The 13,449-nt window shown below is 59.4% G+C and carries 11 protein-coding genes; 9 read left to right on the top strand and 2 right to left on the bottom strand.

Going from position 1 to position 13,449, the window contains the following annotated elements:
• The 9 genes from IAE38_RS23965 to IAE38_RS19555 all read left to right on the top strand — a co-directional run.
• On the top strand, positions 1 to 212 hold a 212-nt coding region (locus IAE38_RS23965), incomplete at its 5' end, for a hypothetical protein (protein ID WP_236404210.1).
• Between the two features lie 29 nt (positions 213 to 241).
• Positions 242 to 538: an integration host factor subunit beta gene (gene ihfB, locus IAE38_RS19590; protein WP_003252675.1), complete on the top strand. Its 297-nt coding sequence runs from the start codon at positions 242 to 244 to the stop codon at positions 536 to 538.
• Between the two features lie 19 nt (positions 539 to 557).
• Positions 558 to 821 (top strand): lipopolysaccharide assembly protein LapA domain-containing protein, encoded by a 264-nt coding sequence (locus IAE38_RS19585; protein WP_201214110.1) that lies wholly within the window; start codon positions 558 to 560, stop codon positions 819 to 821.
• Positions 822 to 923: 102 nt separating this feature from the next.
• On the top strand, positions 924 to 2,357 hold the full coding sequence (locus tag IAE38_RS19580; RefSeq protein WP_201218813.1) for an MBL fold metallo-hydrolase: 1,434 nt from the start codon (positions 924 to 926) through the stop codon (positions 2,355 to 2,357).
• 318 nt (positions 2,358 to 2,675) lie between these two features.
• Positions 2,676 to 4,118 (top strand): mannose-1-phosphate guanylyltransferase/mannose-6-phosphate isomerase, encoded by a 1,443-nt coding sequence (locus IAE38_RS19575; protein ID WP_201164728.1) that lies wholly within the window; start codon positions 2,676 to 2,678, stop codon positions 4,116 to 4,118.
• 126 nt (positions 4,119 to 4,244) lie between these two features.
• Complete coding sequence (locus IAE38_RS19570; RefSeq protein ID WP_201218811.1) at positions 4,245 to 5,606, top strand: phosphomannomutase; 1,362 nt, start codon at positions 4,245 to 4,247, stop codon at positions 5,604 to 5,606.
• A gap of 2 nt (positions 5,607 to 5,608) precedes the next feature.
• Positions 5,609 to 6,403 (top strand): ABC transporter permease, encoded by a 795-nt coding sequence (locus IAE38_RS19565; protein ID WP_201214106.1) that lies wholly within the window; start codon positions 5,609 to 5,611, stop codon positions 6,401 to 6,403.
• Entirely contained in the window at positions 6,400 to 7,617 is a 1,218-nt protein-coding gene (locus IAE38_RS19560) for an ABC transporter ATP-binding protein (protein WP_201218809.1), read from the top strand. Before IAE38_RS19565 ends, IAE38_RS19560 begins: the two co-directional genes overlap by 4 nt.
• On the top strand, positions 7,614 to 12,413 hold the full coding sequence (locus IAE38_RS19555; protein WP_201218807.1) for a glycosyltransferase: 4,800 nt from the start codon (positions 7,614 to 7,616) through the stop codon (positions 12,411 to 12,413). Before IAE38_RS19560 ends, IAE38_RS19555 begins: the two co-directional genes overlap by 4 nt.
• Positions 12,414 to 12,530: 117 nt before the next feature.
• Here IAE38_RS19555 and IAE38_RS19550 read toward each other — a convergent pair whose 3' ends face one another.
• Positions 12,531 to 12,794 carry a DUF3077 domain-containing protein gene (locus IAE38_RS19550; RefSeq protein ID WP_201218805.1) on the bottom strand — a complete coding sequence of 88 codons (264 nt, stop codon included), beginning with the start codon at positions 12,792 to 12,794 and terminating at the stop codon, positions 12,531 to 12,533.
• Between the two features lie 86 nt (positions 12,795 to 12,880).
• Entirely contained in the window at positions 12,881 to 13,123 is a 243-nt protein-coding gene (locus tag IAE38_RS23960) for a hypothetical protein (RefSeq protein WP_236404209.1), read from the bottom strand.
• Between the last annotated feature and the right edge of the window lie 326 nt (positions 13,124 to 13,449).

The following is a 13,449-nucleotide window of genomic DNA, read 5'->3' as shown; positions in this document are numbered from 1 at the left end:
AACGTAGGAGCGAGCGCAGCTCGCGATGCGCCGCGCAGGCGGCGCTCGATCTCCCAGCCACCGCAACTCGCCCGCCATACACCCCGGCGCCACCCCCAACCCCTAACCCGCAAGAGCAATATCGTAAAGTTCCAATCTTGAATTTTTTTATTAAGTCAAGAACCACCCTGTTCAAATCCCTCCATGCGTGCTACAACCTGATTAAGCAATGATCTAGCTGCTTGATAACGAAGGGAAAAATATGACGAAGTCGGAGCTGATCGAACGTATTGTCACCCATCAAGGGCTGCTTTCGTCCAAGGACGTAGAGCTGGCCATCAAGACCATGCTTGAGCAGATGTCACAATGCCTTGCTACCGGCGACCGCATTGAAATTCGCGGCTTTGGCAGCTTCTCGCTGCACTATCGCGCGCCGCGCGTAGGCCGCAACCCCAAGACCGGCCAGTCGGTCAGCCTCGAAGGCAAGTTCGTCCCGCACTTCAAGCCCGGCAAGGAATTGCGTGATCGGGTAAACGAAGAAGACGAAGCCGAAGCCTGATCAACCAAGGAGCCATACAATGCGTAACCTGAAGCGCGCCTTTACTCTACTGTTCGTGCTGCTGCTGGCAGCCGTGGTGCTGTTTTTCGTGCTGGAAAACCAGCAGGTCGTAGCCCTTACCCTGTTCAGCTGGACGGCCCCCGCTGTGCCGGTCGCTGTCGTGGTGCTGGCCGCTCTGGTCGTAGGCTTGGCAATCGGCCCACTGTTGGGTGCGTACGGCGTACAACGCAGCAAACGCAAGATCAGGGCATCAGCCCGCGAAGCTGCCCTGAACGGTAATTAAGGAAATTTCCTACCATCTTTTAGGAAACGCCCACCTTTGCATGCGCTGGCTGAAATGGAGTAATTGCCCCCTTCGTTTTCGGCCCCAGCGAGCGCGCTCCGCATGGAATTCCCAACCCTCTTCCACCATGGTGCAGTCCGTGGTGTCACCGGCTCGTGTCACCAACTGCACCTTGCTACCGGTGTAAGCCTGCTGGTCGACTGTGGCCTGGAGCAGGGCCCCGATGCCATACCGCAGGCGGACCCCGCAGCGCTCACATTCGATATCAAGGGCGTCTGCGCGCTGATCATCACCCATGTGCACCTCGACCACGTTGGCCGCATCCCCGCACTGCTCGCCGCGGGTTATCGCGGGCCGATACTGTGCAGCGAGCCCTCTGCCAAGCTGCTGCCACTCGTACTTGAAGACGCCTACAGGCTGGGTATCAGCAGCGACCCTGCCCATGTGTCCACATACCTTGAATTGGTGAGCACCCTGCTGGTGCCACTGCCATTTGAACAATGGCACCCAGTGCTGGAGCAGCCCGACATAATCTGCCGGGTTCGCCTGCAGCGCGCAGGCCACTTGCTGGGTTCGGCCTACGTGGAATGCGATATCCAGTACGGCCAGGCCAGCCGGCGTTATGTGTTCTCAGGCGACCTTGGCGCGGGCAACAACCCGTTGCTGCGCCCACTGCAGCCCCCGGAGCGGGCAGATGTGCTGGTGCTGGAAAGCACCTACGGCGACCGCCTGAACCCGCACCCCAGCGACCGTGTACGCAGGCTGGAAGCAGCTATCGACCGGGCATTGGCAGACCAGGGCACCATTCTGATCCCGGCTTTCAGCCTGGGCCGTACCCAAGAGCTGCTCTACGAATTGGAAGAGGTGCTGCACCGCAAAGCGCTGTTGGGCAGTGCAGGCGGTTCTCCAGCCGGCGAGCCCGTCGATTGGTCGCAACTGCCCATCATCCTCGACTCGCCGTTGGCCCAGCGCATCACGGCCGTGTATCGAGAACTACATGCATTCTGGAATGAAGAGGCGAGGGCGCGGCGTGCTGCCGGCCGTGACCCGCTGGCCTTCGGTCAGCTGATCTGCGTGGATACCCATGCCCGCCACCAACAGGTGGTCAACTATCTGAAAAGCACCGGTCGCCCGGCCATCGTGATCGCCGGCAACGGTATGTGCTCCGGTGGGCGAATCGTCAATTACCTCAAGGCCATGCTTGGCGATCGGCGGCATGAGGTGATGTTCGTTGGGTATCAGGCCAGGGGTACGCCAGGGGCGGTGATACAGGCCTCTGAGGGCTCCAACGACGTTGGGCAGGTTGATCTGGAGGGGGAGGGGTATGAAGTGAGGGCCAAGGTCACCATCTTGAAGGGATATTCGGGGCATGCTGATCAGGCTGGGTTAGTGGCGTTTGCCACCGGCCTCTCTGCTAAATCTGAGGAAGTCGTGCTCGTGCATGGAGAGAGCAAAGCCAGGAAGCAACTTGCAAGGGCGCTGCGTCAGCGTTTGCTGGCGCTAGGCTGGCCGACCAAGGTAAAAATCGCAACATAAGCGCCCTGCGCAGGGAACGATGACGGCAGGTGCTGTCTGATAGTCACCACGGATCATCAGCCTTCGCCGGCCCAGGCGAAATGCTTGCATAAACAAGGCTCGCAGCCCGCACAGGTTGCAGGCGCAGTGCAAGCTACAAAGCGGTTTCTCTGGTATTCTTGCCCGATGATGCTTGCGTCTTGAGCCTATGGATAGCCAGGGATTACACACGCTGGGCGCGTAACTTAGCGACGTTGCACTGTGCGCAGTGCCGATCAGAATTAAGACTCATGCCGGTCACTTGTCAATGATCATCAAGTGGCTGTTAAGGACCCGAATATGGAATTGATCCCGGTAATTCTATCCGGTGGCGTTGGCAGCCGTTTGTGGCCAGTTTCCCGTGAGGCTCACCCAAAGCCGTTCATGACCTTGCCTGATGGGCAAAACCTCATTCAGAAGACCTTCCTGCGCGCGTCCAAGCTCGACGGCGTTGCTGAAGTGCTTACCGTTACCAATCGCGAACTGCTGTTCAAGACCGAAGACGAATACCGCGCGATCAATACCCAAGGCCACCCTCAGGGCTACATCCTTGAGCCGTTTGGCCGCAACACCGCCGCCGCTGTGGCCGCCGCAGCGTTGCAACTGCATCAGGCTCACGGTCCCCAGGCCTACATGCTGGTGCTTGCAGCCGACCACCTTATCCAGGACGAAGCTGCTTTCTCCCAGGCGGTCAGCAAGGCTGTGCACCTGGCCGAGCAGGGCTGGCTGGTCACATTCGGCATCAAGCCCCAGTACCCTGAAACAGGCTTCGGTTACATCGAGGCGGCTGCAGATGGCGCGCTGGACGGTGGGCTGAAGGTGGCACGTTTTGTCGAAAAGCCCGACGCCCCCACCGCAGAGGCCTACGTGGCAGCTGGCAACTACTTCTGGAACGCCGGCATGTTCTGCTTCCAGGTAGGCACGGTCATCGACGAGTTCAAGGCCCACGCGCCCGATGTGCTCGAAGCCGTGCAACTCACCCTTGAAGCGTCGCGCCAGACTACGGGCAAAGGCTACAGCTGCCTTGCCCTGGACGCAGACACCTTCGCCAACGTCCCGGATATTTCCATCGACTACGCCCTGATGGAGCGCTCCCGCAAGGTGGCCACCATTCCGTGCGACATCGGCTGGAGCGATATCGGCTCCTGGAACGCGGTCAGCGAACTTACCCCGCCAGACGAAGCCGGCAACCGCTTCGAAGGCGAAGTGGTCGCGCACGGTTCCAGCAACAACTACGTCAGCACTGAAGATCGCCTGGCGGCGCTGGTCGGTGTACAGGACCTGTTGGTGGTCGACACCCCCGACGCCCTGCTGATCGCCCATAAAGACCACGCTCAAGACGTGAAACATATCGTCAAGCGCCTGAAAGGCGATGGCCACTCTGCACACCTGCTGCACCGCACCGTGCACCGCCCATGGGGTACCTACACCACGCTGGAAGACGGCGACCGCTTCAAGATCAAGCGCATCGTGGTCAAGCCAAAGGCATCCCTGTCCCTGCAAATGCACCACCACCGCAGCGAGCACTGGATTGTGGTCAGCGGCATGGCCGTGGTGGTCAACGATGACAAGGAACTGATGCTCAACACCAACGAGTCCACGTTCATCCGCGCCGGCCACCAGCACCGGTTGCAAAACCCAGGCGTGATCGACCTGGTGCTCATCGAAGTACAAAGCGGCGACTACCTCGGCGAAGACGACATCGTCCGCTTCGAGGACAACTACGGTCGTTGCGACGCCTGAGTCCAGGCTCTCCCGTCGGCCCGTCGTTGCCATTCCTGGCACCGGGCCGGTCTTCGGTCGCCCCCATCGCCGGCTACCCCTGTTCAGATCGTTGACGCCAAGGCGTCAACGCACCGAGTGAGACCCATGTACCCACCTATTCAGACCCGTTGTTTCAAAGCCTACGACATCCGCGGCCAAGTGCCTGCCGACCTCAATGATGACGTGGCCTACCGTATTGGCCGCGCACTGGTGGCCCAGCTTGGCGGCCGCGCTTATGTGGTGGGGCGCGACATGCGCCTGGAGAGCCCGGGTTTGTCCCTGGCCTTGATCAAGGGCCTGACCGAAGGTGGGGCCGACGTGATCGATATCGGCCTGTGCGGTACCGAGGAAGTGTATTTCGCTACCAGCCATCACCGGGCCGATGGCGGCGTGATGATTACTGCCAGCCATAACCCCAAGGGTTACAACGGCATGAAGCTGGTGCGCGAGCAGTCGCGCCCGATCAGCGGCGACACCGGGCTGAACGACATTCGCCAGCGTGTCGAAGCAGGTGACTTGGGTGAGCCTGCAGCAACTGCCGGGAGTGTGCGCGAAGCGTTCGATAAGACGGCCTACATCGACCACTTGCTCACCTACGTAAACGTGGCATCGCTCAAGCCGCTGAAGGTGCTGGCCGACCCGGGCAACGGTGCGGTTGGGCCTGTGATCGAACTGCTCAAGGCACGCCTGCCGCTGGATATCACCATCATCAACGGCGAGCCGGACGGCAATTTCCCCAACGGCATCCCCAACCCGCTGCTGCCTGAAAACCGGGATTTGACCCGCCAGGCAGTGCTGGATACCCAGGCCGCCATGGGTATCGCCTTCGACGGTGACTTCGACCGGTGCTTCTTCTTCGACGACAAAGGCCGTTTCATCGAGGGCTACTACGTGGTGGGCCTGCTGGCCGAAATGCTGCTGGCCAAACACCCAGGCAGCAAGATCATCCACGACCCGCGCCTGACCTGGAACACCATCGAGCAGGTTGAAGCGGCCGGTGGCGTCGCCATCCAGAGCAAGACCGGCCATGCCTTCATCAAAGAGCGCATGCGCGCCGAAGACGCCGTGTACGGCGGTGAAATGAGCGCCCACCACTACTTCCGCGACTTCGCCTACTGCGACAGCGGCAACATCCCATGGTTGTTGGTGGCTGAGCTGATGAGCGTTACCGGCAAAACCCTTGCCCAGTTGGTAGATGAGCGAATCGCCAAGTTCCCGTGCAGCGGCGAGATCAACTACGAGGTGGCAGATGTAAAAGGCACTATCGAAAAGATCCTGGCCCATTACCTGCCGCAAAACCCCACCGTCGACCGCACCGACGGCATCAGCGTGGAGTTCGCCGACTGGCGCTTCAGCCTGCGTGGTTCCAACACCGAGCCGCTGCTGCGCTTGAACGTTGAAAGCCGGGGGGATGAAGCTCTGGTCAACGAACAGGTTTCGCGCATCGCCGCCCTAATCCGAGGTTAGTTATGTTTGGCATGATCAAGGGCGTGTGGAGCTACCGTGGCTTCATTATCTCGTCCATCAAGAATGAATTCGTTTCACGCTTCGCGCGCAGCAAGCTTGGTGGGCTATGGATGATCATTCACCCGCTAGCCCAGGTTGCGATCTATGCATTGATCCTCTCCAATGTCCTGGCAGCCAAGCTGCCCGGCATCGACAACAAATATGCATACGCCTTGTACCTGATGGCAGGCATCCTGGCCTGGAACCTGTTTTCCGAAATCGTCAGCCGCTGCCTCACGCTTTTCATAGAGCAGGGCAACATCATGAAAAAGATGCGCTTCCCGCGCATCACGCTGCCCGTCATCGTGGTGGGGTCGTGCCTGCTCAATAACGCCTTGCTGTTCCTGGCGGTAATGACTGTTTTCGCACTCTTGGGCCATTACCCAACCGCCCAGGTATTCTGGTTGATCCCACTGGTGATGATCGTTGTGGCGCTGTCGGTTGGCATTGGCCTGGTGCTGGGTATTCTCAACGTGTTTCTGCGGGACATCGGCCAGGTGGTGCCCATTATTCTGCAGGTGCTGTTCTGGTTCACGCCGATCGTTTACATGGTCAACGTGATCCCGGATTACCTGCGGGGCACGCTGACCTACAACCCCATGTACCCTATCGTTACGGCCTATCACGATGTGCTGGTGTACGCCAAGGCACCGGATTTCAGCCAGGTGGTCACCATGGTCTGCATCTCGTTGGGCTTGTTGCTGCTTGGCTTGTTCCTGTTCCGTCGCTCGGTTCCTGAAATGGTGGACGTACTATGAGCCTGTTATCGGTAAGTGATGTTGGCAAGGCTTATAAAACCTACCGTTCCGAGTGGCAGCGCATCGCCACCTGGTTTTACCTGCCGGTCGGTGCGTCCAGCGAGCATTGGGTGCTTCGGCATATCAACTTTGCCATTGAGCCAGGTGAAGCCATCGGCATTATCGGCCAGAACGGCGCCGGCAAGTCTACCCTGTTGAAGATGATCACCGGGACGTTGCAGCCCACCCAGGGGCAGGTGCATGTCAACGGCCGGATCGCTGCGATTCTGGAACTGGGCATGGGCTTCAACCCTGAGCTGACCGGCCGCCAGAATGTGTACCATGCGGCGGGCCTGATGGGCTTCAGTGCCGAGAAGATCGAAGGCGCAATCGATGACATCGAGGCGTTCGCGGAAATCGGCGAATACTTCGACGAAGCGGTCCGCACCTATTCCAGCGGTATGCAGATGCGCGTAGCGTTTGCCGTTGCCACTGCGTTCAGGCCAGAAATCCTGATTGTCGACGAAGCGTTGTCGGTGGGGGACAGTTACTTCCAGCACAAGAGCTTCGAGCGCATTCGCGAATTCCAGCGCCAAGGCACTTCGTTGCTCATTGTCTCGCACGATCGTGGTGCCATTCAGTCGTTGTGCAGCCGTGCGCTGCTGCTCGAGAACGGCTCGATCATCAAGGACGGCCCACCTGAGCAGGTGATGGACTACTACAACGCGCTGATCGCCGAGAAAGAAAACAGCACCGTCCAGGTAAAAGAGCTTGCTGACGGCAGCATGCAGACCCAGTCCGGCAGTGGCGAGGCGACCATTGAAGCGGTAGCGCTTTACGATGCGGTCGGGCAAGCGGTGGAGTTCGTGGCGGTGGGTGACCCGGTCACACTGAGTGTGCAGGTTGAAACCCACGAAGCCATACCAGAACTGGTAGTGGGCTACGTCATCAAGGACCGCCTGGGCCAGCACGTCTACGGTACCAATACCCATCACCTGGGCCAGGCGATGAAAACGCTGGCAGCCAATGAAAAGGTCGAGTTTCGTTTCGCCTTCGATATGAACCTGGGCCCCGGCTCTTATTCGGTGGCCGTGGCATTGCATGCCAACGATGTGCATATCGGCACTAATTATGAGTGGCGAGACCTTGCCCTGGTATTCAATGTGGTGAATACCTCGAAGCCTCAATTTGTCGGAATGGCGTGGGTGCCTACAGCTGTGGAGTGTATTCGGTGAAAAAACCTTTCTATCGCGCTTTCGAGGACCGCTACCGCGGGTCGGCGGAGCTGATTACCGAGAGGTTGCAGGTGTACCAGCCCTTCCTCGAGCCTTTGCTGGGCCTTGATCAGGCACGCAAGGCCATCGACCTGGGCTGTGGCAGGGGTGAATGGATGAGCCTGTTGGCGCGCCAGGGCTTTGCCGTAGCCGGTGTCGACCTTGATGACGGCATGCTTGAAGCGTGCCGTATCAACGGCTTCAGTGTTGAGAACACCGACGCCGTAGGCAAACTCCAGTCGTTGCCTGATAACAGCCAGGTACTGGTTTCGGGCTTCCACCTGGCTGAGCATATTCCGTTCAACAGCCTGCAAACGCTGGTGGCCGAAGCCCTGCGTGTGCTGGTGCCAGGCGGCTTGCTCATTCTGGAAACACCCAACGCCGAAAACCTGGTGGTAGGCACTAACAATTTCTACCTCGACCCGTCCCACGAACGCCCGGTTCCCAGCCTGTTGCTGAGCTTCCTGGTGGAGTACGAAGGGTTCGGCCGCAATACCGTTATGCGTCTGCAAGAACCAACGCCCATCCCGGCAGTTGAAGACATGCAGATGCTTAACGTATTCCATGGCGTGAGCCAGGATTACGCCGTGGTCGCTCAGAAGGCTGCGCCCGCAACCACCTTGGCCGAGTTTGACAGCGCCTTCAGCCGGGAGTATGGGGTTACCCTCGACAGCCTGGCAGAGCGCTACGAAGGTAAGCTTCAGGCACACTTTGATGCGCTAGATGAAGCCACCAGCAGCAACCACGCCGCGCTGGAACAGGTGCGTGAAGTGAACGTCGAGTTTGCCCACAGCATCGACCGTTTCCAGTCCGAATTTTTCCAGCTCAAAAAAGATGTCGATAGCCTGGACGACCGTGCTGGCCGTGACCGCACCTTCCAGCAACAGCTAAAAGGCGACATCGAGGTGCTGGGCAGCAGCATCAATCAACTGGACCAGCGGCTTGGGGCCATCGAGCAGATGTTGCGTGAGCGTGAAGCACGCACCCTGCTGGACAGTGCCAAGGCCGCCGTGCGCCCAGCTGCGCTCAAAACCCTCGGTGCGGTATTGCGCAACCCCACCTTGCGCACCAACGTCAACCGCGTATTGCGCCGCTTCCCCGGCGTACACCACCGCCTCAAGCTGTTCGCGCAAAACCGTGGCTTGCTGGTTCAGCCCATGGCCACACCCGGCATGCCGAGTGCGAGTTTCACCGGTGTGGATTACTCGCGCGTCAGCTTCGCCGTGTACCCCAAGGCACCCTTGCTGCCAGAAGCCATGTACCTGCGAGACCAACCGCATGCAGCGGGCTTCAACAGTGTGCGCATGACTGGCCATATTGAAGGGCACTATAGCCTGGCCATCGTCAACCGCGGGCTGGGGCTGGCCATGTTCGACCTGCTCGAAGGCCGGCTGGCGTTTCAGCCATACCATGGCAAGGCCTATGACAACCCGATCGATATTCCCGAACGCCAGAAGGGCCTGACCCAAGCGGTGGGCAACACCCTGGAAGGCGAACTGGAAAGCGACGTGCTGTCCATCGTTCACCACTACCCGATGATCACTGACCTGCAAGCTGCCGGCATGCGCATGGTTGTGTTTTTCTGGGAAGAAACCGCTATACCTTTCGACACTGTCACCTTCCTGAACGAGCATTTCGACGGCGTGATCGTGGCCGCTTCGTTCGTGAAAAAGGTGCTTCAGGATTCCGGCTGCCGTCTTCCGGTCTTCGTTTGCCCGATGGGCGTAGACCACATCATCGGCAATGACGAACCGCCAATCGAGACATTGCGTCCTGCAGCCGGCAAGCCACTACGCTTCCTGCATATCTCGTCGATGTTCGAACGCAAAGGGCCTGATGTATTGCTGGAAGGCTACCTCAATGCTTTTACCAGTGACGATAACGTAGAGCTGTACATCAAGACGTTCCCGAACCCACATAACCGGGTACACGAGCTGTTGAACGAACTGTCCGCAGGGCGCAGCAACCTGCCTGCCGTGGTGGTTGACGAGAGCCCGATGGATGACAAAGGCATCATCGGCCTGTATCGGTCGGCACAAGCGCTTGTGCTGCCTACACGCGGAGAAGGCTTCAACCTGCCTGCCGCCGAAGCCCTGGCACTTGGGCTTCCGGTCATCGTTACCGGCTTTGGCGCCCATGTTGACTTCTGCACCCTGCGTACTGCCGAGCTGATACCGTTCCTGTTCGCCAAGTCTGGTAGCCACCTGGGCAGCGCCAATTCGTGCTGGGTAGAGCCTGACAAGGAAGCGCTCGGCCGCAAGATGCGTGAGTTGCATGACAAAGTGCTCGCCGGTGACGCCGGGCTGGAGCAGCGCAGGCGTGAGGGTATCGAGCTTATCCGCGGCGCCTACACCTGGGAGCAAAGCGCCCAGGCCGTGCTGGCCAGTGCCCAGTGGCTGAAAAACCAGGAGCCTGTGCAGAGCGGCAAAGCCAAGCTCGTGGTTGTGGGGCCTTGGGCGACCAAATGCGGGGTGGCGGAGTACAGCCAGTCGCTGATGAGCGAATTTGACCGTAGTCATTACGACATCACCGTCTATTGCGATGAGCGAACCGCCCCAATGGACGGTGTCGAGTATCAGCCAGCCTGGAAGCTGGGTGATGCCAAAGCGGTGTTCGATGTGTTGGGCAACGATGCGTGCGCGGCAGCGGATGTGATTATCGTGCAGCACCAGCCCAGCCTGTTCGCGCTCAACGAAGAAATCTGCCAGCGCCTGGCCTCCCTGCATGCTCAAGGCAAAGTAGTGATTCTGGAGCTGCACTCCACTCAACCCCTGATTGCAGATCACAGGGTGTCTGACACTGCAATCCGTGCACTGGGCAAGCTCGACCGGGTCATCGTGCACAAGCCCGAAGACCTCAACAACCTGCTGGTGCTTGGGCTCAGTGCCAACGTGATGATGATTGGCCTGGGCGTAATGTCGCCATTGCCTGCAGGCAGCGCTGACGGGGTACGCGGGGAACTGGGCATTGACCAGCACGACCTGGTCATCGCCTGTTTCGGCTTCATCCTGTCACACAAGGGCATCGATACGCTGATCGAAACCATTCGCCCGCTGGAGCGAGCCACTGGCCGCAACGTGCGCATGATCGGCCTGCACTCCATTCTGGATGCCCGCAGTGAGCAAACCCTCAACGCCTACCGCGCTCGCGCTGAAGAGCTGCAGGTGGAGCACAACATCAACTGGATTACCGACTACCTGCCCATTCAGGAATGCCTGCGCATTCTCAGTGCGGCCGACTACGTCATCTTCCCCTACAAAGAAACCCAGGAGAGTGCCAGTGCTGCGGTGACCATTGGCCTGGCTACGCTCAAACCAGTGCTGGTCAGCCCTATCCACATCTTCTCCGACCTGTCCGAGGCCACTTGGCGCATGTCCGGTAGCCAGGCAGACGACATTGTGGCTTCGATTGCCGAGCTGGAAGACAGCCCCGCCAAGGCCGGCGAACTGGTTGCCCGGCAGGAACAGTGGATACAGGACCGCAGCTGGGGGCGTATCTCCGGGCGCCTGGACGCCACCGTGCAGGCCTTGTTGTTTGCGCGCAGGCACCTGGATCCTCTGGTGGGCGTGCAGCGTGAGGCAAACCCCAGTGTGGTCGCTACCGCGCCACGCAAACTGCTGGTGGACGTGTCCGAACTGTACTTCCGTGATGCCAGAACAGGCATCCAGCGCGTCGTTAAACGCGTGATTGGCGAATTTCAGGCGGCCGAGGGGACAGACTACCAGGTGGTGCCAGTGTTCGGCGTGTCAGGCCACGGCTACCGTATTGCCAGCAATTACCCGGGTGCCAACGACTATGTTGCATCGGCCCACGAAAAACCGGTGGAATACAGTGTTGGTGATGTTTTCCTGGGCCTGGACCTGAGCGCGCATCTGTTCCCGGAATTCAACTCCGAACTCGAGCGCATGCGCCGCGCAGGTGTGAGCATCCACTTCGTGGTGTACGACCTGATCCCGCTGCTGCACCCACGCTTCGCCTACCCGGGCATCGATGGCGCGTTCACCAACTGGATGCGCTCCATTGGCCGCTATGCGGACAGCGTCATTGCCATATCCGCGGCGGTTGCCGTAGATGTAAAACAATGGCTCCAGCAGCACGAAGGCCTGAAGTTGCTGCCATCCATTGGGCATTTCCACTTGGGCGCGGATATTGAAACACCCGCTGAGCTGGACGCTAAACCCGACCTGGACCCAGGCCTGGAGGCGCGCTTGGGTGCAGCGCCGACGTTCCTCATGGTGGGTACGCTGGAGCCCCGCAAAGGGCACCACCAGACCCTGGCTGCTTTCGAATTGCTGTGGGCGCAAGGCTGCGACCTGAACCTGGTGCTGGTGGGCAAGGAAGGGTGGGCAGTAGAAGGCCTGACCGGGCACTTGCGTGCGCACCCTGAGATGGGGCAGCGGCTGTTCTGGCTGGAAGGGTTGAGCGATACCAACCTCAACCACCTGTATGCATCGTGTTCTGCACTTGTTGCGGCATCGGAAGCTGAAGGCTTTGGCTTGCCTCTGATCGAGGCAGCCCAGCAAAAGCTGCCGATCATCGCGCGGGACATTCCGGTGTTCCGCGAGGTGGCCGGTGACCATGCCTACTACTTCCACGGCCAGGCGCCTGAAGCCTTGGCCAAGGCGCTGACGGAGTGGGTAGAGCTGTTTGAGAAAAACGCTCACCCGCTGTCTGCGCAGATGCCTTGGTTGCGCTGGAGCGAGAGTGCGACCGTGCTCAAGAAACATGTGCTGGGCGTTGCAGAACAGGTGAAGTGACGGGGCAGCCACCCGGCAGGGCAGGCTAACCATAAACCCCGTAAGCGTGATACTGCCGCGCTTACGGGGTTTTTTATTGCAGGTGTTTTTCAAGCATTCTGGCGACCGGGTGAATACTTAGTTAGCCATGCCAGCTTCCGCATCATCCATCAGCGTCTTGGCCAGTGCACCCAGGTAATACGCTGCCCAGACCAGCTTGGGGTTTTCGTCCACCAAGCCGCTGATGGTGAGTTCCTGGGCATAACCCATCAATTCCGACGCTTGCGCACGGGCGTGTTCGCAAGGTATGCCCGGTTCGATACAGAACAGCGGTTGAGTCTGCTGCTCGCCTTGGTAGAACTTGGTCTTGCCGACGGTGGAGCCGTGATTAGCAGTAGTCACTGTACAACCCCCCCTTGATCATTTCGTACCCGTCAATGGGACCGGGCTTGCCCGCGAAGGGCCCGCCCAGCCAACACACCTGTGCGTCAGTGCACGGCTCCAGCTCCGTTTGGCATCTGTACCTGTATGAGCGCTGACTCGAGCAGAGCACGCAGTGCCTCTATTTCATGCATGGATGCCATCATCAGAATCGATGCCGGTGACTTGGGCTGTTGTAGGAGTGCCTGATGGGCGACGGTTGCTGCGCAGAGCGCGTAGTCCGTGGCTTGGATCAAGGTGTCTTCCAGGGAGAGGATTTGGTGGGGTGGGTCGGGGACGATCTTTAGCATTGCATAGTACCTTCCAATCGGGCCGCTCCCGTCTGCTGTCAAACAGAGGGTGGCAGCTGTACGTAGGTTGACAGACCGGCGGACTATGCAAGTTCCGGCGCACGCAAGCGTGCCCCACGTACAGCCGCCATGAAAGCGAGCTGTGTGCATAATACCGTTGCGGCCTGTCAAAGCCGTGTCACTGGTGTGCAGCGACATCCCGAGAGTAGGGGCCTGAAACTAGGGTCGCAACGGCAAATGAGTGATAGGAGTATCTTTGGGAAATGGACTACAAGGAAGGTATTTATTCTGAGGTGTGCTGGAGATATTCGACCACATATTTGTCA

This window comes from Pseudomonas sp. S32 (assembly GCF_016648095.1).
Taxonomy (GTDB): Bacteria; Pseudomonadota; Gammaproteobacteria; order Pseudomonadales; family Pseudomonadaceae; genus Aquipseudomonas; species Aquipseudomonas parafulva.
Note: the sequence above shows the minus strand (reverse complement) of the source record. Positions and strands in the feature narration are given on the sequence as shown.

Bases quoted from the DNA above. Each gene is read 5' to 3' on its own strand.
- ihfB (WP_003252675.1), top strand. From the start codon at position 242: ATGACGAAGTCGGAGCTGATCGAACGTATTGTCACCCATCAAGGGCTG.
- IAE38_RS19585 (WP_201214110.1), top strand. From the start codon at position 558: ATGCGTAACCTGAAGCGCGCCTTTACTCTACTGTTCGTGCTGCTGCTG.
- IAE38_RS19580 (WP_201218813.1), top strand. From the start codon at position 924: ATGGAATTCCCAACCCTCTTCCACCATGGTGCAGTCCGTGGTGTCACC.
- IAE38_RS19575 (WP_201164728.1), top strand. From the start codon at position 2,676: ATGGAATTGATCCCGGTAATTCTATCCGGTGGCGTTGGCAGCCGTTTG.
- IAE38_RS19570 (WP_201218811.1), top strand. From the start codon at position 4,245: ATGTACCCACCTATTCAGACCCGTTGTTTCAAAGCCTACGACATCCGC.
- IAE38_RS19565 (WP_201214106.1), top strand. From the start codon at position 5,609: ATGTTTGGCATGATCAAGGGCGTGTGGAGCTACCGTGGCTTCATTATC.
- IAE38_RS19560 (WP_201218809.1), top strand. From the start codon at position 6,400: ATGAGCCTGTTATCGGTAAGTGATGTTGGCAAGGCTTATAAAACCTAC.
- IAE38_RS23960 (WP_236404209.1), bottom strand. From the start codon at position 13,123: ATGCTAAAGATCGTCCCCGACCCACCCCACCAAATCCTCTCCCTGGAA.